Origin of the sequence: Shewanella marisflavi (assembly GCF_023283925.1) — a bacterium.
Lineage (GTDB): Bacteria > Pseudomonadota > Gammaproteobacteria > Enterobacterales > Shewanellaceae > Shewanella > Shewanella marisflavi.
In genome coordinates this window covers 334,829-356,181 of sequence record NZ_JAKIKX010000003.1, presented here as the reverse complement: position 1 = coordinate 356,181, position 21,353 = coordinate 334,829, and the positions used below count along the sequence as shown (strand labels likewise).

Here is a 21,353-nt window from a genome sequence, read left to right as displayed (position 1 = left end):
TAATTGCGTCGCTGACGAAGCACTCTTTGCACAATCAGCTCCGCGGCGGCAAATCGAAGGCTTTCGCGCGCAGTTGACTTGTGTCAATGAGCACGAAAGCTGAGATTCAACGCCGCAGTAGCGAGTCCAAGTAGCTAACAAAAAAGCGAACCACAAAGGGTTCGCTTTTTATTATGGTCGGTGCCGTATAAATCCCAAATGACGTTACTGCCGAAGATAAGACAAGGAAACCTGCTGTTTTCGCCGCGCAGTTGACTCTAGTCAATGAGCAGTGAAAACAACAGGATGACGCCGTATTATCGAGGCCAAGTAGTCATTTACTTGTAATCGTCAATCGGTGCACACGAGCACATTAGATTACGGTCGCCGTACACGTCATCGATACGATTCACTGTCGGCCAGAACTTGTTTGCCTTCACTGCAGCCGTTGGGAACACGGCGATTTCACGACTGTATGGACGTGAGTCGAACTCAGGATCCATGATATCGGCCATGGTGTGCGGCGCGTTGTGCAGCGGGTTATTGTCCGCTGGCCACTCACCTGCTTCAACCTTGGCGATCTCGCCGCGAATCGCTACCATGGCTTCGATGAAGCGATCCAGTTCAGCCTTAGACTCAGACTCTGTCGGCTCGATCATCAGGGTACCGGCAACTGGGAAGCTCATGGTCGGTGCGTGGAAACCGTAGTCGTTCAAACGCTTAGCAATGTCCATTTCGGTAACGCCAGAGGCTTCTTTCAATGGACGCAGGTCGATAATACATTCGTGCGCTACGCGGTCATTACGGCCTGTGTACAGCACAGGGTAATGAGCAGACAGCTTCTTCATCACATAGTTAGCGTTAAGCAGTGCCATCTGAGTAGACTGTCTCAGGCCCTGGTACCCCAGTAGCTTGATGTACATCCAGGTGATAGGCAGGATGCTGGCGCTACCATATGGCGCTGCCGATACCGCACCGTTGTTGTCTGACTCACGACCATGCTTAACCACAGCGTGACCTGCAACGAATGGCGCAAGGTGTGCTTTCACGCCGATTGGGCCCATACCTGGTCCGCCGCCACCGTGTGGAATTGCGAAGGTCTTATGCAGGTTAAGGTGCGACACGTCTGCGCCGATTGAACCTGGTGTGGTAAGGCCTACCTGAGCGTTCATGTTGGCACCGTCCAGATATACCTGACCGCCATGCTGATGAATCACTTCACAGATCTCGCTGATGGTCTCTTCGTACACACCGTGAGTCGATGGGTAGGTGACCATGATGCAAGACAGGTTTTCGGCCACTTCGGCAGCCTTAGCCTTAAGATCTTCCATATCCACGTTACCCTGTTTGTCACAGGCGGTAACCACAATCTTCATGCCAGCAAGCTGGGCCGAAGCCGGGTTAGTACCGTGGGCAGACTGAGGGATAAGACAGACGTTTCTGTGGCCTTCACCGCGAGACTCGTGGTACTTCTTGATAGCCAGCAAGCCAGCGTATTCGCCCGATGCACCCGAGTTAGGCTGCATACACATAGCGTCGTAGCCAGTGATGTCAACCAACCAGTTTGACAGTTCTTCGATAAGCTCTGCGTAACCTTGGGCCTGATCTTGCGGGCAGAAAGGATGCATGTTGCCAAATTCTGGCCAGCTCACAGGCATCATCTCGGTTGCCGCGTTCAGCTTCATGGTGCAAGAACCCAGTGAGATCATCGAGTGGTTCAGTGCTAAATCTTTGTTTTCCAGACGCTTGATGTAACGCATCATCTCTGTTTCGCTGTGGTAGCGATTGAACGTTGGATGCTCAAGGATAGCGTCTTTACGAACTAGCTCGGCTGGAATTGAGTTGCTGCCATTAGCGATGATGTCGGCGTCAATTGCCGCCACATCCAGACCATGGCCTTCACCCAGAACGATATCAAACAGCTGCGCCACATCTTCACGAGTGGTGGTCTCAGCCATGGCAACACCTAAGATGCCATCACTGTCGATACGCAGGTTAACTTCACCCGCGATGGCGCGAGCCTGCACGGCGGCGCTATCTGCAACCTTGAAGGAAACGGTATCGAACCAAGTATTGTTTACCAGCTCAACGCCTTTAGCCTTCAAGCCAGCGGCAAAGATATCGGCCAGACGGTGGATACGGTCGGCGATAATCTTCAGGCCTTGTGGGCCATGGAATACGGCGTAGAAAGAGGCCATGTTGGCCAGCAGTACCTGTGCAGTACAGATGTTTGAGTTAGCTTTCTCGCGGCGGATATGCTGCTCACGAGTCTGCATCGCCATACGCAGGGCGCGGTTACCACGAGTATCTTGTGACACACCGATAATACGGCCTGGTAGTGAACGCTTGTGCTGATCACGGGTCACGAAGAAGGCAGCGTGTGGACCACCAAAGCCCATTGGCACGCCGAAACGCTGGGCGCTACCGAATACGACATCGGCGCCCATTGAACCCGGTGACTTAAGTGATACCAGTGACATGATGTCAGCGGCCACAGTCACGATAGCTTTCTTCTCTTGCAGCGCGGCAAACAGCTCGGTGAAGTCGGTGATTTGACCATAGTGGTTGGTGTATTGGAACAAGGCACCAAACAGCTCATAGTTAACCGCTTCGCTGGCTGGGCCAACTACGATTTCGAAACCAAAACACTCGGCGCGGGTCTTTACCACGTCGATAGTCTGTGGGAACACATCGTCGGCGATGAAGAAGATGTTAGCTTTCTTCGCCTTAGAGACACGCTTAGCCAACGCCATGGCTTCGGCAGCCGCAGTGGCTTCATCTAGCAAAGAGGCAGAGGCCAGATCAAGACCGGTAAGATCCATCGACAGCTGTTGGAAGTTCAGGATGGCTTCCAAACGGCCCTGGGCGATCTCAGGCTGGTATGGAGTATACGCTGTGTACCAACCTGGATTTTCGAATACGTTACGCTGAATCACGCTTGGCACGATAGTGCCGTAGTAACCCATGCCGATATAGCTCTTGAACACCTTGTTCTTATCCGCGTACTTACGAATTGCACCAAGGCCTTCGGCTTCGCCACAGGCGCTGCCAACGGCAAGGTCGCGTCCAAGACGAATCGACTCAGGGACTATCTGCTGCGTTAAATCTTCTAAAGATTCTGCACCAACGAAGTTCAGCATCTCTTGCTGTTCTGCGTTGTCCGAGCCGATATGACGACGGATAAATAGTTCGTGCTGCTCTAACTGAGTGAGGGTTTCAGTGGTCATGATTAACCTAGTTCCATTTTTGCCAGTATCCTAGCTGTAGGGGGCTGGTGTTACCGGTCTCGTTGTTTGATGTGGTTCTACTTTTCGTCATACGCCACTAGCATAATGCCCGGGCTTATAACGAACGAAGCCCCATCTCTTTGCGATATGGGGCTTCGTAGGCATCGACAATTACTCTTCGTCGATAACCGCTTGATAGCCTTCGGCATCAAGCAAATTGTCTAGTTCGCTCAGGTCGCTTGGCGTGATGCGGAAGAACCAGCCATCACCGTAAGCGTCGCTGTTAACCAGCTCAGGAGAATCTTCTAGGGCTTCGTTAACCGCAATAACTTCACCTGAAAGTGGCGCGTAGATGTCTGAAGCGGCTTTTACCGACTCGGCTACCGCACAGTCATCACCAGCGCTAACAGTGTCGCCAACTTCTGGTAGCTCAACGAATACCATGTCGCCTAGAAGTTCTTGGGCGTGCTCACTGATACCAACAGTGTATGAACCGTCTTCTTCTTTGCGGATCCATTCGTGTGAAGAAGCGTATTTCAATTCAGTCGGAATATTGCTCATTATTTTTGTTCCTTGTTCCGTAGTGCTAAATTTTTAAAAACTAAGACTGTATAACCACTCAAGCGCCTGTCATTCGACTGGGTCAGCCGATATTTTAGCAGCTTTGGCCTAAGTTGCTTAGGTTGCATAATGCACAGCAACTCAGGCCCGCCATTGCCCTTTCGACAGCCCGGCGGCTAAACAGAGATAACCCTTATCAAACAGTTAGAAGGCCTGCTTACCGTTACGCACGAAGCTAGGTGCGATCACTTTAACAGGGACGCGCTTCTTGCGCATCTCTACTTCTGCGACATCGCCAACAGAATTAGGCACACGCGCCATGGCGATTGAGTAACCTAGTGTTGGTGAGAAGGTGCCACTGGTGATAGTGCCTTGCTGTTCAACGCCGTTTGCGTCGGTGAAAAATACTGACATGCCGGTGCGCAGTACGCCCTTAGCTTCCATCACCAGACCAACTAGCTTCTCTGTGCCTGCCGCTTTAATAGCGGTCAGCGCTTCACGGCCGATAAAGTCACGGTCTTCAGGTTCCCAGGCTATGGTCCACCCCATGTTGGCCGCCAGCGGGTTAACGCTCTCGTCCATGTCCTGGCCATAAAGGTTCATACCAGCTTCTAAACGTAGGGTGTCACGGGCGCCCAGACCACATGGCTTAACGCCAGCGTCTAACAGAGCTTGCCACAGGGCTTCGGCTTCGGCTTCAGGTACGATGATTTCGTAACCGGCTTCGCCTGTGTAACCTGTGGTCGCAATAAAGAGAGAGCCAGACTGCACACCGAAGAAAGGCTTCATGCCTTCTACTGCGGCGTTTTGCTCGTCGGTAAATACCGCTGCGGCTTTCGCCTTAGCGTTAGGACCTTGAACGGCGATCATAGACAGTTCAGGACGCTCAGTGACGGTTACGTCATAGCCTTTAACTTGCTCGTTGATCCAGGCGAGGTCTTTTTCGCGAGTCGCCGAGTTCACTACGATACGGTAATGGGTGTCGCTGAGATAATAGGTGATCAGGTCGTCAATAACGCCTGCATTATGGTCTAACATGCCACCGTAGAGTGCCTTACCTGGCACCTTAAGTTTGGCGACGTCATTAGCCAGCAGTTTACGAAGAAAAGCACAGGCCTCAGCACCCGTAACATCAACTACTGTCATGTGAGACACGTCAAACATACCTGCGTCTTGACGCACTACATGGTGTTCTTCGATTTGAGAGCCGTAGTTTAGCGGCATGTCCCAACCGTGGAAGTCGACCATTTTGGCGTTAGCTTCTAGGTGCTTGTTAAAGAGTACAGTTTTATTAGCCATTATTATCTCTTCTTTTTTTGCCCTTTTCGGGTCTTACCTGGCGGTGCCTCAGTGCTAGGGCGTGATTGATGAAATGGGGCTAAGGCCGAAAGGGTCGGTCAAGCACTCTCTTGTCATCAATAGGCTTAAGCGATGCAGACGGTCATCGTAAACCGCCTCGAACTGACACACCTGAACCTAGGGTACATAGGGCCAGGATGTGATTGCAAAGATGAGTTTTTGCATCAATTGCGTCGAATAAGATGCATCAACAAATTTTGTTTTAAGATACGTGTTTGGTATCAAAATGCGGCGAAATTATACCTTGCGTCACAGTTTTGTATACAAGAGAATTTTCTAATCCGAACCATTTTTCCATTACTTTTTCTCATGTTTAAAATGTAGTTTTGTTACATGAAAATCCGTATATCAAATCAAATGATGTCAACCACTTGTATTTAAAAACAAAATGATAAGGCGCCGCATTCTAGCACGACCTACTTACACAACTCAGGCAAGCGGGTTTTGTTACCCATAGCCTGTTGCATAAACAGTGTTTTCACAGGAGAAAGGTTATCAACCAGGTTAAGGCCCAGATCGCGCAGGGCCTTCTTAACCGGATTGCTGCCTTCGAACAAGCGTTTAAAGCCTTCCATCGCCGCGATCATCTCCAGCGCATCGGCCTTACGCCAACGCTCAAGGGCACGTAAATTGGCATAATCGCCAATATCTTTGCCCTTGGCCTTTAGCTCACTCAGCGTCTCGATAATAGCCGCGGCGTCTAGAAAACCTAAGTTGACGCCCTGACCTGCCAGCGGGTGTATGGTGTGAGCCGCATCCCCGGCAAGCACCAGGCGATGACGGGCAAAGTGACGGGCATAACGCATCCGTAGCGGGAAGGCCTGCGGCTCACTCTCAAGCTTGCACATGCCCAGCTTACCGTCGAAGGCGGCCGTTAAACTGCGCTCAAACTGCACCTTGTCACCTTCCAAGAGGCTTTGCGCCTTGGCCGGCGGCACCGACCAGACGATAGAGCAGAGATCTTTTTCAAATAGTGGCAGAAACGCCAATGGGCCTTCGCTTAAGAACACCTGTCTGGCGGTGGCGTTGTGGGGCAGCTCGGTGCGAATCGAGGCAACAATGGCGTTATGGCCATAGTCCCAAAAAGTCATGGGGATCTTACATTGCTCGCGCACCCAGGAGTTGGCACCATCAGCGCCAATCACCAGCGCCGCCGACAGGTTGTCGCCATTATCCAGGGTCAACCAGGCCTCACGCTCACCAAAGGCGATCTTTTCCAAACGATGATTTTCCAGGTGAGTGATTTCAGTTAGCTCACTGGCTCGGGTCGCCAGCGCATGGCTGATGTTGTCGTTCTCTATGATGCTGCCCAGAGTCTGCTCGCTAATCGAATGGGCATCGAAGCCTATCTTGCCCAAGCTATCCTTATCCCACACCGCCATCTTCTGATAGGGGCCGATGCGGGACTCGTCGATATAAGCCCAGGCTCCCAGATGGGTAAGCAATCGTTGACTGGCCTTGTTGATGGCGCTGACACGCAGCCTGGCCTCGCCCGATACGGCATGGGTTTCACTGGCGTCGATCACCACGACCCGCAAGCCTTCTTGCCCAAGGCCGATGGCAGTTGCCAAGCCCACCATGCCTCCGCCGACAATAGCCACGTCATAGGTTTGTGTACTGAACATATAAAGATCCTTTATCGAAACTGGCTGGCAGATTGGGGCGATTTCCACCCCATGGCTTTACGAGCAATAGGCGTCTTAAGCGGCGGGCACCAGGAGAGTAGCCGCAGCCCTAGGTTACGTCCGGCTACCAGAGGCCAATACTGATTAGAGAAACCGCGCACTAAGAATTCGACATTAGCTATGGTGGCGTCGCGATCTTGCTGACGGCGACTCAGATATTCATGGGTTAGCTTGGCACCGCCAATATCCTCGCCCTGTTCGAGCGCCTCGCCGATCACCTCGAGCAAGCAGACCAGATCCCTTAGCCCCAGGTTAAAGCCCTGACCTGCGATGGGATGCAGTGTCTGCGCTGCGTTGCCGATAAATACGGTGCGCTGATAAATGGGGCGCGCCATGTAAGACAGCTTGAGTGGATAGGCATAGCGCTCGCCCACGTCGATAAATCGACCGGCTCGATAACCAAAGGCATCTTGCAGCGCATCTAAAAACGCGCTCTTTTCCGCTCCTAGCATTAGCTCGGCATGTTCGGGCGCCAAGGCCCACACCAAGGAGACACGGGACTGACCATCGACATTAGCCATAGGCAAGATAGCCAACGGACCACTGTCGGTAAAGCGCTCATAGGCCCATTCTTGATGTGGCTTATCGGTGAGCACATTGGCCACCACCGCGACCTGCTCGAAATCCACCTGTTCAAGCGGCTGCTTAAAATCTTGTCTGATCTTAGAATTCAAACCATCGGCGGCCACGACCAGCTTGGCGCTGATGGCAGTGCCATCGTCTAGTGTCAATTGCTGAGCATCTACTCCGGCGACGATACTGGCCACCTTAGCAGGACAGAACAGGCTGACATCCTGTTGCTCCAGCAGGCTAAACAGTTTGGCACCGACCCGCTCAAGCTCCACCACCTGGCCCAGATACGGCAGATGAAAATCACTGGCGTTAAGTGTGGTCATGCCAAAATGGCCACGATCTGAAACATGAATATTTTCTATCGCCGTGCCCAGGTGGGACAATTTAGGCCAGATACCTAGACGTTCGAGTTCGAATATGGAGCCCTGAGCGATAGCGATGGAGCGGGCATCGAAGCCGGGATGGCCATCACCTGGGCGATTGGCTTCAATAAGCGCAATACGCAGCGGTCGCTGCTGAACCTGTGCCAGGTTAGCCAGCCCAAGTGCCAAGGTGGCACCGGCCATGGCACCGCCAACGATGGCAATATCAAATGCGTTATTAGGGGTAGACGAAGTGGTCATTCACTTTCTCTTTCTGTGGCAAGCAGTTAACCCTGCTCGCCCCGATAAATGCAGACAATATTAATGAATCATGGGGTCTTGATCTTTGATCTCGCTCGGTTCTGGACCGAATTCGGCATAACAGAGCAGCGCCGCCATGCGGGCAAACTCCATCAGCTCAATATAAGCCGCTTCAGACTCTTCATCTTCGGCCACATCAAATTCAACCTGAGCGATCTCTGCCAAATCTTTAATCACCTCTTTCACATCACTCGAGGCGCGATTCAGTTTAGGCTGTGCCATGGCAATCCCCGTAAGAAAGCTCTGCACCCATAAAGAGAGCGCCTCGACACGCTTGCTTAAAGCTTCTTCCTCTTCAGGCGCCATAGGAGTAAAACCAAATTCCGCGTCTGTGATGCGCGCGATAGTATCTTGGTAGAGTTCCTCAAGCAGCTGCACCAAAGAAGGTGGCGGCAACTGACCGTCGTTGATCAGCTCCAGCAGCGGCTTGATCCACTCGCTCTTGGCCTGTCCCACACCACCACAGATAAGCCCAACAAGGGAACCATGAACTTCTACGGGATGTTGTGCGATCTCGGCTGCTGTAAGCTCGGCGAAAAGAATTTCGATACGTAAAGAGGGAGGGGTTGCCATAAGAGGTTCCAATCGTAAAATCACTTCTGACATGCTAGCAGATCTGGCCTGCACGACCAAGCCAAAAGCGGTAGGCTGAGCATAAGGTATTTTGACGCCATCGAGCCCTTTAAACTCCGCCAGCGTTCACTTAGCGCAGAATTCGAACACCTTTCACCACGGTGACCTAAACTATTGGTTATCTAAACAACATTTAATCTAACAAAGCGTTATTAAGCCCCCAGTGTTATTGCACTTTCCAGGGCAGCCCGATATAGTCCGCTCAACAACAGGATAAAAGGATCTACATCGCAAATGAGTAGCCATGCTATAGAAATTAGCTTATTGGGCCGTACCTACTCCATCGCTTGTCCGATTGGACAGGAAGATGCTTTGCGTCATGTGGCCAACAAGCTGGAAAAGCAGCTAAGTTCCCTGCGTGTTCGTACCAAAAACTTAAGTAGAGAAGAAATTGCCATTATGGCGGCACTTAATATTGGCTACGAGTTATTGGAAGAACAGAAGAAGAATCAAGATTATATTAAGCAGATGGATGAAAAAATCGGTCTGCTGCAGTCGACCTTAGAGAGTGCGCTAGTTGAGCGCGCAACGAAAGACGATTAAACTGTAATTACGCGTGAGGCGAGACGATTCATTACTTGAATCTCCGCTAGGCTAACAGGCCAAGCCTGAGTCGATACGCAACAATTTTGCTCCCTGTGGTGTGCGTGAGTCGGTTATGTCCCTGTGCCGATATTTACAAACTCAGGGTGAATGTTTTGATGACATTGCGCAAGCTCGGCGCGAACCGAGAAGCCTTAGGATTTAATCATTTACCCGCCTTGAACCTACGGTTCAAGGGCTACACCGGTAACGGCATCTTGGGGAGCAATTCAAATTAAAGAGGCTGGAAGGCATAGGTCTGAAAAGATAACCTTCCGGCCTTTTTTATATCCCAGGCAAGCATCCCGCCTCGACCCCCTTATGGGTTCAAGGGCCACACAGATAACGGCATCTTGGGGAGCAATTCAAATTAGAGAGGCTGGAAGGCATTGATCTGAAAAGGTCACTTTTCGGCCTTTTTTATATCCCAAGCAAGTTAGCCTTGGCCGCCATCAAATTCAAACCTCTATCTTTAGTGTGTTGAAAACTCAGATACAACAAAGCTAGACTGTGGCTCAATCACTAATGACTTCAGTGACCTCTTTAACGGGAGCAGGGATATTGAAACCAGCCTTTACACCGAGTGCGGCCAAGCAGATCGATCGTCAAGCCATACGAGATAAGGTCCGCAGCGCAAGACGGGCGATCCCCGCTGATGCGCAGAAACGATTTGCCCACGAGGCTGCAGCTCGCCTAATGGAGATCATCCGCCAACGTCAGGCCAAACACGTGGCGCTATACCTCACCAGCGATGGTGAGCTCGATACCCAGCCCCTGATTGAAACCCTATGGCAACAGGGCGTGACCGTCTATTTGCCGAGGCTACACCCATTTTCTAAAGGCAATTTATTGTTTTTTAGATACCTGCCCACCAGCCATCTGCTCCAAAACCGCCTTAAGATTTGGGAACCCAAGCTTGATATTACCGAGATGATTCTGCCCCAGGATCTCGACGTCATCATTACGCCTCTGGTGGCCTTCGATGAGCAGGGGAATCGTATGGGAATGGGTGGCGGCTATTATGACCGCTGCCTGAGCGACTGGCAGCTTACGGGTAAACCCTACCCCATCGGCTATGCCCATGACTGTCAGCGGGTCGAATCACTGCCCACCGAACACTGGGATATTCCACTGCCGCTTATCGTCACCCCATCAAATATACTGTTTGTTCCGGAGGAGTCATTAACGGCCAACACTAATGTTAGATAAAGCAGATCTAGTCTAATTTTTGTCATCGGAACGTTTTAATACCGGAGCAAGCAAAGCCATAGTGAAACCCACTTTGAAAGCCCCACCAAGACGGGCTAAAGTGTGCAAAGACAAGTATCGTATTTTTAAGTGTTACGCATCCCTGTTTCTACCTCAGTCATGCTCACGCCGCCAATAAGGAAAAGATAAATGAAGATTGCCGCGCGATTACTGCCCATGGCCCTGCTTGCCCTTAGCGCCTGTGCCCAGCAAACCAGTCAAGCACCTGAGCCACAAGCCGTGAAAACAGCCGAAATCCCCATAGGTGATACCAGCCGCAACGCGCTGGATTGGCCCGGCCTCTATACGGGCACCCTGCCCTGCGCCGACTGCCAAGGGATAGCTCTGCGTCTGCAGCTTAACGCCGACTACAGCTACCAACTCAGTCAGGTATACCTGGGGAAATCAGACAAGCAACAGGGGATTGAGCAACAAGGGCAATTTCGCTGGAATGGCCAGGGCAATAAGATCACCTTAGATGACAAAGCCAGAGGCATGCAGCTTCAGGTCGGTGAGAATATTCTGTTTATGTTAGATGATAAGGGCGAACGCATTAAAGGGGCACTGGCACAGCAATATCAACTGAGAAAATCTAACTGATCATCTAAGTGGCACCTAATCAGGTTTACACCAAAGCGTTTCACAGGGCATATCACCCACTTTGCTTTGAAACCCTGGGCAGTTTTGCACAAAGTATTTGGCCTCCTGGCAAGAGGTCATCTGCAGGCACTGCTGCCGGGCATCGCAACTAAAAACCACATCCGATAGATCTTGCTTGCCGACATAGTATTCAGAGCCGGGCGGAAAAAGTCCTTCAGGCGGTTTGATATCAACCTCGCCGGACACATCGTAATTAATCATAAACAGGTAAAGCAGATTACCAAAGGCGATAGCAAGTGCCACCAATGCGACCTTGACGCGCCAACTGATCGCATCGTCATTGGCAAATTTATCGTGAGATTCGAAGGGAGAGGTCAGTGTGATGGGGTTACCCAGATCTATCTCGGCCTTAGTCACCTTAGTGCCACGTAGCGTGTCTTTCCACTGTCGATACACGACAGGCTCACCCTCTTTGGGCATGTGTTCATAGGGGAGTAGATTGATGCCAAAGATCCTGAGTTCGTCAGAACCATCTTCCGGTGCGATAAAGCCTACGCGCTGCTCCTGATTCCAACGAACAAGCGTTCCTCGCTTTGCTCTAATATCCATATTCCCGTCCGCCTTGAAAGCCATGTTCGGATAAGTTTGCAACCTACCCAAGCGGTCATAACCCGTTGAAGCAATGAAACTGAGCCATCCAGATCAGTTTCATTAACAGTTACGTTACACTCATGTATCAATATAATTAGGTTTTCATGGTACGGCAAGTATGATTTTGTAGCATGTTTGTCTGCTTTTTATATCTGCCACTCGATCGGAGTTTGCCCTAAATCCTTTAACAAGGCATTGATTTTTGAGAAATGTTTGCAGCCAAAAAATCCTCGATACGCCGACAGGGGCGATGGGTGCGGTCCGGTCACCAGATGGTGCTGCGCCGCCTTAATTAACTTGCTCTTCTTCATGGCATGCCCGCCCCATAACACGAAAATAATGGGACGATTTTGGGCATTGAGTAACCTTAATGCATTGTCGGTAAAGGTCTCCCACCCCATCTTGGCATGGGAATGCGCCTTACCCTGCTCCACCGTGAGCACGGTATTGAGCATCAATATCCCCTGCTCGGCCCATTTGGCTAAATAACCATGGTCAGGCACAGTAAAACCATGGATATCACTGGCCAGCTCCTTATACATATTCATCAGCGATGGCGGCACCTTAACTCCGGGCTGCACGGAGAAACAGAGGCCATGGGCCTGCCCCTCACCGTGATAAGGGTCCTGGCCTATCAACACCACCCTCACCTTATCAAGTGGAGTCAGCTCAAAGGCGTTAAAGACCTGCTCTTTAGCCGGATAGATCGCCTTACCCGCGTCTCGCTCAGCCTGCACAAAGTCCTGTAACTGGCGAAAGTAATCTTGCTGCGCTTCCTCGGCGATAAAATCTTGCCATTGGCTGATCTCTGTCATATCTATCTCTTTCTATCTCTTCAAAAAAAAACTAAAATCCTGTTGTATTGTCGGCATGAAACTCTTATTGCCAGCCAAAACACCAAGCATTCACACCCAGTTAGAGTGCCTTCTGCGCACACCAAGAGGATTTGCTGATGTCCTTAGCCCATAAACATGGTTTTACCCTAATAGAACTGGTCGTTGTGATCATAGTGCTGGGGATCCTGGCGGTCACCGCCTTGCCGAAATTTATCAACCTGTCTCAGGACGCTCAAGTCTCCAGCGTCAAAGCCACTGGTGGCGCCTTTAAATCCGGCATCGATCTCGCCCACGCCGTCTGGGCCGTTCGCGTCGGTTCAGGCCCGGCAGAAAACCTTAAAACCTTTGGCGATGACGAAAGTGGTGAGATGGATTTTAATGTCAACGGCTGGCCAGCTCAGCACTATTTCACAGACAACGAAGCCTCACCACAACTAGATAATGTCGAAGATTGTATCTCTGTATGGGAAACCATTTTCCAGGGGGACGAACCCAGTGTCTCACGCAGCGATGACCAGAGTAACACAGATTATAAGGCCAACTATATCAGCGTAAATCAGTGCCGCTACCACCTTAGCGACAACCAGAAACTCAGTATCTACTATGACTCGCGTAGCGGCCAGGTTAGCGTAGATAGCGATCCGCTAAATTAAGGGTTGAAACACCCGGTAGGATTGGCGATACAGATCTCATTACGCCCAAATCTATGCTTCACTAACGGCTAATTTACGTTACTATGCAGACTTACAAATTGACTTACCTGTGAGCGAGCGCATGTCTGAACAGCAAAAAGAAACCACAATTTTTCAATTAGCCGATAAGTTTATTGCCTTAGCCAACGAGCTAAGTGCCCAGGAGCAAGATGTTGCCAAAGTCGGCACGGCACTGCGTTTTGCCGCAGCACGTTTCAATGCCTTCGAAGCCGCCCTTAAGTCGGCCGATCTTAAGGCAGAAAAAGCTAACGCTCTGGAGTGGTTTACCAAAGAATATCAAGAGATGCTCAGCGATAACCTGGATGATCATATCGACAATCCACCAAAGACTGAGCCTGAAGCCGCTAAAGACGATGCCGTACAGGTATTTAACGGTTAGAGCCGGCTGAAAAGCGAAATCAGGTTAGCGGCTAAGGAGACACCTTGGCCGCATAGCCTAAGACTAGAGGGTCACTAGCACCCTTACCGCCAGTAAAATCAACACTATCCCTGAGAGTTTGTCTATAAGTCCCGCCTTCTCCCTGAGCTTAGGCAACACGGATTTGTGCGACAGCAAAAGCGCGATTAGTGTGTACCAAAGACCATCGACCACCAGCGGCGTCAACACGATAAGCGACTTCCCCCAAAGCTCATCGGCCACCAACACAAACTGACTAAAGAGTGCCAGGAAAAATAGCATTATCTTGGGATTAAACAACGAGATAGCTATGCCATCACGGGCTGCTGTCACAAGATCGCTCGACTTCCCCGCCGCTAGCTTGTCTGACATCCCGCCTTTAGAGCGCAGCGCCTGTACACCGATATAGGCCAGGTAAAGCGCCCCAATAATGGCGATACCATTGAACACCAGCGGCGCCTGCTTGAGTAGCACAGCAAGCCCAAGCAGGGTGACCAGGGCATAGACGCCTATGCCAATGGAATGCGCCCAAGCACAGACAATGCCATTTGCCCGACCGCCACCTAAGGTATGGCGCACCACCATGGCCAGACTCGGCCCGGGAGACATGGCCCCCAAACAACAGATGGCTAACAACCCCAGCCACGCACTAAAACTCATTTCGTTTCCTCTGTCGCAAGATTAATTCGCCTGATAGAACTGGCGAATATCCTTAGCCAGAGCCGCCAGCGATGCTGGCTCCACATACATCATATGGCCCGCCTCATAGTAGTGCATCTCTACTCGGCTATTGTCTATACCATTGTCGGCCATCGTATTTTCGGTGGCAAAGAAGGGAGTCGCAAAGTCATAGTAACCATTGGCCACCAAGATCTTAAAGTCGCTGTTTTCCCGCTGCGCCTCGCCAAGGTATGGCGCCACATTGACATAGTGCATCTGCTTACCGCTAATATTCCAGTTCCAACCTCGGTTAACGTCGACAGAGAGTACGTTAAATGGACGAGTGATCTGCACCCCAAGGTCTTTATACAGGTATTCATGAATGGCCGCCGTATAGGCACCATCTATGCCATAACCAGAAGGATCACCATCGTTGCGCTCGCCACCACTGTCATAGTCTCTCCCCAGATAACGGCTGTCTAAACGACCGACTGTGAGGTCTTGGTCCCTGAGCAGCTGCTTGGTGTAGCGACTGGCACTAACCCTGAGATTCACTCTGTCTAAGTAGCTTTCACTCAAGCCGGTAAAACGAGCCAGCTGCTGACGCACCGCCTGATAATCCTGCTCAGGCAAACGACTGCCCTGCAACAGCGCCAAGGCATAATCCTTTATCGCAAACTGGCGCGCAGCCTCGACGAAGGCGGTTAACCCCATCGCCTTATCGGTGGCGGCCACCTTGTCATGGTAAAAAGCGGTCGCCGCCATGGTTGGCAGGAAGCCGATATAGGGCTGATTGTTTCCTGGCTGATAGCGGGCATGGCTAAAGTCCAGAATCGATGAGATCAACATAACGCCATTGACCGAAATATCTGTCCAGCCAGATTGCAGCTCATTCACCAATGCCGCCGCGCGGGTCGTGCCATAGCTCTCACCGGCAATATATTTAGGTGAATTCCAACGGCCATGTTCGATGAGCCAGCGGCGGACAAACTCGGCGATCGACTGGGCATCCTCTTTCACGCCCCAAAAATCTTGCCCCTTGTTCTCCCCCAGTGCTCGGCTAAAACCTGTGCCGACGGGATCGATAAACACCAGATCAGACTTATCCAGAATCGAAAACTCGTTATCCACTAAACGATAGGGAGCGGCGCCATCGTCTTTGGCATCACCCGGCACTACCACACGCTTAGGACCAAACAAGCCCATGTGCAGCCAGAGCGATGCCGAGCCAGGCCCACCGTTAAACACAAAAGTGACTGGTCTTGGTGTCTTAGTGTCTGTCTTGGTGCGCAGATAACTCACTGAAAAGATACTGGCTAGCGGCTTATCTTTGTCATCTTCCAAGATGGTTTCTGACGCTATGGTGCGATAATGTACCCGCTCTCCTGCAATTTTAACCTGACCTTCGCTGGTGTAGACCATAGGCTCGACCGCGACCTGTGGCTTATCGGTCTTTGCCTTGTCCTGCTCTGCGCTATGACCCGGCAAGCTCAACAACATGAGCGACAGCCCAGCCGCAGCGCATAGATATTTGGTCAATTTAATTTTGCTGTGAATTACCGAGAAGGGTCGCAAACATAAATCTGCCATTAAAAACATCCTATTATTGTTATTCTATTGTGGTGATGGGGCAGCTTACAAAGATTCTACAGTCGGCGCAAAGCATCAATTGCAAACAAATCTTTCACACCCCATTCGCCAACAAGCTTTAATTAAGCCAAGGGGTGTTACACTGGTCGACGCAAGACAGATCCGTAAAATAATGCAATGAAACAAATACTAAGGACAGCATGAATAGCATCTTATTGGTCAGCGCTCTCACCCTGAGCTTACTGCTTGGTCTCCTGGCCTGGCTCAGTTACAAGAAAGCAAAGGGCAGTCAAATTCCCACAGCCGTCTTGGCCTTGCTGCTAGTGTTTGCATCTATTAATGGCGCCATCAGCTATTTTATCTACCCTAAAGCCGACGCCAATGCCTATAAAGAGTTGGTGTGGCAGCCACTCGTCCCCGAAAAAATAGAGAGCATACTCGCTGAGGGCAAAACGGTATTTGTGGATGTCAGCGCCGATTGGTGCAACATCTGCAAAGCCAATAAAGACAGGGTACTGCATCAGGCTGTGGTGGTTGAGCGATTAAAGGATAAGGATATGGTGTTGATGCGCGGCGATCTCACCCACAGCGATGCCATGATTGAGGCCTATCTGGCAAAGTATCAAGCCTATGGCGTGCCTTTTAATATCGTTTATAGCCAGGCTCATCCTAATGGGCTGGTGCTGCCCAGGGTGCTATCTATCGATGATCTGCTCAGCGCCCTCCCCCTTCGCGGCTAAGTGTATTCAGCACAGAAAGAGTCGCTAAAAAAGAAGGCTGCAATGCAGCCTTCTTGTTTCATCATCTATCCGATAAACACCGAATCATATTAGAAACGGTAGTTCACGCGACCATAGTAGTAGCCACCGTTGTAATCGAACGGGCCACTCTCATAGTAGATCGCACCGAGCTCACCACGGGTACCGTCTTTCAGCTTCTGCGCTTCCTGATCAAACAGGTTATTGGCACCGATAGAGACTGTCAGGCTATCGAGGAACTGATAGCTCAGCTCAAGATCCAAGGTTACCGCCGCATCGGCCATTTCTGAGCCCCAATCCGAGGTGTCGTCGGCGTGGGTCGCATAATACTCGCCAAAGTAGTTACCGCGCAGCGACATGCTGAATCTGTCCCAAGACTGAGCCCAGGTCAGGGTTGCACGATGAGACGGGATCCCCTCCTCTAAACGACGCACCTTACCCTCATCTGTAGTATTTGGGTTGTACTTGTCGACACTGGTATCTGTCCAGCCATAGGCCAGGCTGAACTTGGTATCGCCAGACAACAGCTGAGCATCATAAGAGGCCACCAGATCGATACCCTGAGTCGTGGTATCGAAGTCATTGGTGTAGTAAGTCACCGCAGAGATCAGCTCTGGGAACTCGACACCAGCGGCGCGCAGCGCCTCATAGTCATCGGCTTCGACCTCTATCTGGCTCGACTGAGCGATACGTCCAGTCACTTCAATATTGTAGTAGTCGACCGTCACGAAGAGGTTTTCATGCTCAAATACGGCGCCGATGGCGTAGCTGACCGACTCTTCGGGCTTAAGCACCTTACCGCCATAGAAGGCCGATAGCGGATCCGTTGGCGGCGCGATGAAGGTCTGGATCAAATCGCCCTCAACGATAGAGGTCTGAGTGTTTACCACATTCTCCTGACCCACTGTCGGCGCACGGAAACCAGTGCTGTGAGAAGCGCGGAAAGAGAGCGCGTCGGTGGCCGAGAACTGCGCCGTCAGCTTATAGTTCAGGGTGTCACCGAAGGTTGAGAAATCCTCGTAACGCAGCGCGGCGCCAAGCAACCAACGCTCGCCCAGGTAGGCTTCCATATCTGCATACACACCTATGTTGTTACGTGAGTTTTTACCTGCCGCCTCGGGGCCAAAGCCCTTAAAGCCGTGAGAGCCAATGTTGAAGCCCTGGTCGGCATAGGGACCGGCGATCCAAGAAGCTTCCTCGCCCTGAGTGATCTCAAAGGACTCTTCTCGCCATTCGAATCCACTGGCAAAGCTGATATCTTCTACGCTGCCCACGGTAAACATACGTGAGAAGTCCAGGTTAACCGTGGTTTCGGCCTGCTCATAGGCGCCGGTTTCAAAGTCGGTGGGCGTATCTAAACCCAGCGAGGGGTTCAGCGAGTTCTTCAGGCTGAAGGTAGACTTGTTGTTACCCATCCCCGCGCTGAAATCATAGTTCCACTGGCCTATCTCACCTTTCACGCCAGCAAAAAATGAAGCATCTTCAACGGTACCGGCAAATTGTGGTGTGTAACCACCGGGACGCAGCTGGTTCATGGCAAAACAGTTAGGGTCGGCGACCATCGCCTTGTAGGCATCTGTCTCGAGCACGTTGCCATCGACATCGGGAATCCCATCACCGTCAAGATCTACCTTAGGGATAGGGACCACGGCACAGGTCGAAGGATCGCCATTGACCGCCCCCACCAGCAAGGTCTCGCCATCATCCACCGAGTAGACATTGCCACGATTGTGAGGGTTACGATAGTAGAATCCCCCCACCACATCGCGCGATGAAAGGTTACCGAAGGCATAGAAGCGCGCATTATCGTTGATATCGTAACCTGAGTTCAGGAAGAAGCTATAGTCGTCTTTGATCTCAGGGTTACCCCAAATCTGAGCCGGGTCTTCGACAAAGGTGTTGCCCTGCTCGATCAGGTTTGCCGCATCGGGACGCTGCATGCTGCGACTGGTAGGATCGGCATTCTTATATTGCAGGCTGAGGTTAACAAAACCTGCGTCAGACAGAGGTAGCCCCACGTTTGCATCTATGGTGGTGGCACCGTCACCCTCGTAGTACTCCCCTTGGCCTACGGTGATCGAGCCACCTTCGGCGTCATCTTTAAGAACAAAGTTCATCACACCGGCAATGGCATCTGAGCCATATTGCGCTGCGGCACCGTCACGCAGCACTTCAACTTGTTTTAGCGCCGCACTGGGGATCACAGAGATATCTGGTCCCTGGGCACCATCGTTAATGCCGCCCCCCTGGAAAGCGATCACCGAAGCTCTATGGCGACGCTTGCCATTGACCAATACCAGGGTACTGTCAGACGGCAGGCCACGTAGGTTGACCGGACGAATAAGAGTGGCCGCATCACTAATTGGCTGAGCACGGGAGTTGAAGGAAGGTACCGAGGTCACCAGCATGTCGATCATGTCGGTAGAACCATTTTTCTTAAGATCATCACTGCTAATAATATCGATAGGTACTGGCGAATCACCAATTGAGCGCGGGGCAGAACGTGTCCCCACCACGGCGATCTTTTCAATATTGTCAGACGCTGCAGCCTGCAGCTCATCGGCAAGCGCCTGTGTACTGGCTAACGACCCTGTTAACGCCAACGAGATGGCAAAGCTAAGCGCACTCACGCCAAAACCTTTATTCTTATTTGTTATCATCATATTTCCCGCATAATTTTTGTTATATTTCGCCATCATTCGCGCCTAAAACACACGAACCACCACAGGCGTTCCCCAGAGTGAAATAAAAACATTTCATTTACACCTCTATAACAAATGAGAAATAATTGCTAATATTAATTGGTCTAAATAAGTCAGATAGGCCATAAGCCACTAACTCGAAAATGTGAACAATAGCAATGATCTCACGACAAAAAACTAAAAATAATAGCCATTAAAGCTCAAACAGCCCCTCTAGAACAATTACTCAAAACATGATAAAAATTTAACTAAAATTTAACCTATACCTCTAAATGAATAATTGAGTTCATCCATGATGCAGTGTTAGGTATGCAGTGCCTGACCACTTAAAATCTTTTTTTAGCGAAATATCGTGACACAAGCTAAACTAGCGGAACAGGCACCAACACGGAGTGGGGAAAATGAGTTGTAAGCACCAAGGGGTAGCCGATGCCCATGTGGACTTTTTACCTGAGAATAAACTGCTACTGAACGCCGTAGGAGAAGGGATATACGGTTTCGATCTCGAAGGCAATGCGGTGTTTATCAACCCAGCAGCGGAGCGGATGACAGGCTGGAAAGCAGAGGAGCTACTGGGTAAAAATATCCACGACTGTCACCACCATAGTCATGCCGACGGCAGCCCCTATCCCCAGGAAGAGTGCCCCATCTACAACACGCTGCACGATGGCATCGCACGGGAGATCAGCCATGATCTCTTCTGGCGCAAGGATGGCAGCAGCTTTCCAGTACATTACACCTCTACCCCAGTGTACAAACAGGACCGTCTAATAGGCGTGGTCGCGATATTTCGTGACATTAGCATTCAGAAACAGACCGAAGCCTCGCTCAGAGAAGCGCTGAAACAGGTGCAGGCGCTATCGGAGAAGCTGGCTAACGAAAATGATTATCTGCTGACCGAGCTGGCCAGCCACAGGCAAGAGGTCAATATATCGGGTGAGAGTGAGGCAATACAGTCACTTATCGATCAGATCAAGTTAGTGGCCAACACCAATAGTACGGTACTGATCAACGGTGAAAACGGTACGGGTAAAGAACTGGTTGCCCGCAACATACACGCGCTGAGCGATCGCAGCCATCAGCCCTTGGTCAGTGTCAACTGCGCCGCATTCTCGCCAACACTGCTTGAGAGTGAGCTGTTTGGCCATGAAAAAGGTGCCTTTACCGGGGCCACCAGCCGCCGCAAAGGCCGCTTCGAACTGGCGCATCGAGGCACACTGTTTCTTGATGAAGTGGCCGAACTCTCCCTCGAGGCGCAGTCTAAGCTGCTTAGGGTGATCCAGGAGCAGGAGTTTGAACGCGTGGGCAGCAGCACTCCCATCAAGGTCGATATCCGCCTGGTGACAGCGACCCATCACGACTTGCTTAAACGCGTCGAACAGGGATTGTTTCGCATGGATCTCTACTATCGTCTCAATGTATTTCCGCTGCATGTACCGCCGCTTCGCGAGCGACTCGAAGATATCCCTTTATTAATCAAAGATATTGTATCCAATCTGAATCTTAAGTTAGGTAAGAAGATAAAGGGGGTCAGTAAGCAAGGGCTGCAACACCTAATGGCTTATCACTGGCCCGGCAACGTACGAGAGCTGCAAAATGTGATCGAACGTCAAAGCATACTCTGCCACGGACAGATTTTGCAGATCCCCGCACTGCAGGCCGAACCTGCGCCCGAGGATAAGGGAGAATTTCAAAGCCTTCAGCAGGTTGAGGCCGCCCACATTCGCCGCACCTTAAAACGCCTCAACTGGCGGATCTCCGGGCCCAATGGCGCCGCTAATGTTCTTGGCCTGCCCGCCAGCACCCTAAGATCCCGCATGCAAAAACTCGGAATAAAGCGCCCGGGATAATAGCGCCACACAATCTGTAAATTAGCGATATATCGCCAAAGCACGATATATCGCTAACACCTACTA

Annotated in this window: 18 protein-coding genes and 1 other RNA gene; 8 read left to right on the top strand and 11 right to left on the bottom strand. The window is 51.1% G+C overall.

Going from position 1 to position 21,353, the window contains the following annotated elements:
- Window positions 1-317 precede the first annotated feature (317 nt).
- The 6 genes from gcvP to L2712_RS09145 all read right to left on the bottom strand — a co-directional run bounded on the left by gcvP (window position 318) and on the right by L2712_RS09145 (window position 8,640).
- Window positions 318-3,206, bottom strand: a complete 2,889-nt coding sequence (gene gcvP / locus L2712_RS09170) for an aminomethyl-transferring glycine dehydrogenase (RefSeq protein WP_248977589.1) — start codon at window positions 3,204-3,206, stop codon at window positions 318-320.
- 171 nt (window positions 3,207-3,377) lie between these two features.
- The gene (gene gcvH / locus L2712_RS09165; RefSeq protein WP_033539705.1) at window positions 3,378-3,767 is read right to left on the bottom strand and encodes a glycine cleavage system protein GcvH; all 390 of its coding nucleotides are present in this window, start codon (window positions 3,765-3,767) and stop codon (window positions 3,378-3,380) included.
- 204 nt (window positions 3,768-3,971) lie between these two features.
- The gene (gene gcvT, locus L2712_RS09160; RefSeq protein WP_088903949.1) at window positions 3,972-5,066 is read right to left on the bottom strand and encodes a glycine cleavage system aminomethyltransferase GcvT; all 1,095 of its coding nucleotides are present in this window, start codon (window positions 5,064-5,066) and stop codon (window positions 3,972-3,974) included.
- Window positions 5,067-5,542: 476 nt separating this feature from the next.
- The gene (locus L2712_RS09155; RefSeq protein WP_248977588.1) at window positions 5,543-6,751 is read right to left on the bottom strand and encodes an FAD-dependent oxidoreductase; all 1,209 of its coding nucleotides are present in this window, start codon (window positions 6,749-6,751) and stop codon (window positions 5,543-5,545) included.
- A gap of 11 nt (window positions 6,752-6,762) precedes the next feature.
- Window positions 6,763-8,007, bottom strand: coding sequence for a 2-octaprenyl-6-methoxyphenyl hydroxylase (gene ubiH / locus L2712_RS09150; protein ID WP_248977587.1), 1,245 nt, complete (start codon window positions 8,005-8,007; stop codon window positions 6,763-6,765).
- A 60-nt stretch (window positions 8,008-8,067) separates the two neighbouring features.
- Complete coding sequence (locus L2712_RS09145) at window positions 8,068-8,640, bottom strand: UPF0149 family protein (RefSeq protein WP_033539710.1); 573 nt, start codon at window positions 8,638-8,640, stop codon at window positions 8,068-8,070.
- 294 nt (window positions 8,641-8,934) lie between these two features.
- On the opposite strand from L2712_RS09145, the gene L2712_RS09140 reads away from it, so the two are divergent.
- The 4 genes from L2712_RS09140 to L2712_RS09125 all read left to right on the top strand — a co-directional run bounded on the left by L2712_RS09140 (window position 8,935) and on the right by L2712_RS09125 (window position 11,130).
- Window positions 8,935-9,243, top strand: coding sequence for a cell division protein ZapA (locus L2712_RS09140; protein WP_033539711.1), 309 nt, complete (start codon window positions 8,935-8,937; stop codon window positions 9,241-9,243).
- An 87-nt stretch (window positions 9,244-9,330) separates the two neighbouring features.
- Window positions 9,331-9,511, top strand: a non-coding RNA gene (ssrS, locus tag L2712_RS09135) — 6S RNA.
- 332 nt (window positions 9,512-9,843) lie between these two features.
- Complete coding sequence (locus tag L2712_RS09130; protein ID WP_248977586.1) at window positions 9,844-10,491, top strand: 5-formyltetrahydrofolate cyclo-ligase; 648 nt, start codon at window positions 9,844-9,846, stop codon at window positions 10,489-10,491.
- A gap of 189 nt (window positions 10,492-10,680) precedes the next feature.
- Window positions 10,681-11,130 carry a copper resistance protein NlpE gene (locus tag L2712_RS09125; protein ID WP_248977585.1) on the top strand — a complete coding sequence of 150 codons (450 nt, stop codon included), beginning with the start codon at window positions 10,681-10,683 and terminating at the stop codon, window positions 11,128-11,130.
- A 15-nt stretch (window positions 11,131-11,145) separates the two neighbouring features.
- On the opposite strand, the gene L2712_RS09120 is transcribed toward L2712_RS09125, so the two are convergent.
- Both L2712_RS09120 and ung read right to left on the bottom strand, forming a co-directional pair.
- The gene (locus tag L2712_RS09120; protein WP_248977584.1) at window positions 11,146-11,739 is read right to left on the bottom strand and encodes a hypothetical protein; all 594 of its coding nucleotides are present in this window, start codon (window positions 11,737-11,739) and stop codon (window positions 11,146-11,148) included.
- A gap of 188 nt (window positions 11,740-11,927) precedes the next feature.
- Complete coding sequence (ung, locus tag L2712_RS09115; RefSeq protein WP_248977583.1) at window positions 11,928-12,596, bottom strand: uracil-DNA glycosylase; 669 nt, start codon at window positions 12,594-12,596, stop codon at window positions 11,928-11,930.
- Between the two features lie 137 nt (window positions 12,597-12,733).
- Between ung and L2712_RS09110 the strand changes: the two genes are divergently transcribed.
- Both L2712_RS09110 and L2712_RS09105 read left to right on the top strand, forming a co-directional pair.
- A complete protein-coding gene (locus tag L2712_RS09110) occupies window positions 12,734-13,270 on the top strand; it encodes a type II secretion system protein (protein ID WP_248977582.1) in 537 nt (178 codons plus the stop codon).
- Between the two features lie 121 nt (window positions 13,271-13,391).
- On the top strand, window positions 13,392-13,709 hold the full coding sequence (locus L2712_RS09105) for a DUF3144 domain-containing protein (protein WP_248977581.1): 318 nt from the start codon (window positions 13,392-13,394) through the stop codon (window positions 13,707-13,709).
- Window positions 13,710-13,772: 63 nt separating this feature from the next.
- Here the strand turns inward: L2712_RS09105 and L2712_RS09100 are convergent, their stop codons facing one another.
- Together L2712_RS09100 and L2712_RS09095 are read right to left on the bottom strand one after the other, a co-directional pair.
- Window positions 13,773-14,387: a LysE family translocator gene (locus L2712_RS09100; protein ID WP_248977580.1), complete on the bottom strand. Its 615-nt coding sequence runs from the start codon at window positions 14,385-14,387 to the stop codon at window positions 13,773-13,775.
- A gap of 21 nt (window positions 14,388-14,408) precedes the next feature.
- On the bottom strand, window positions 14,409-15,887 hold the full coding sequence (locus L2712_RS09095; RefSeq protein ID WP_346347562.1) for a S10 family peptidase: 1,479 nt from the start codon (window positions 15,885-15,887) through the stop codon (window positions 14,409-14,411).
- Window positions 15,888-16,177: 290 nt separating this feature from the next.
- Here L2712_RS09095 and L2712_RS09090 point away from each other — a divergent pair, with 290 nt between their 5' ends.
- Entirely contained in the window at window positions 16,178-16,717 is a 540-nt protein-coding gene (locus L2712_RS09090; protein WP_248977578.1) for a thioredoxin family protein, read from the top strand.
- Window positions 16,718-16,806: 89 nt separating this feature from the next.
- Here L2712_RS09090 and L2712_RS09085 read toward each other — a convergent pair whose 3' ends face one another.
- A complete protein-coding gene (locus tag L2712_RS09085; protein WP_248977672.1) occupies window positions 16,807-19,395 on the bottom strand; it encodes a TonB-dependent receptor plug domain-containing protein in 2,589 nt (862 codons plus the stop codon).
- Between the two features lie 443 nt (window positions 19,396-19,838).
- Between L2712_RS09085 and L2712_RS09080 the strand changes: the two genes are divergently transcribed.
- Window positions 19,839-21,287, top strand: coding sequence for a sigma-54 interaction domain-containing protein (locus L2712_RS09080; protein ID WP_248977577.1), 1,449 nt, complete (start codon window positions 19,839-19,841; stop codon window positions 21,285-21,287).
- Window positions 21,288-21,353 lie beyond the last annotated feature (66 nt).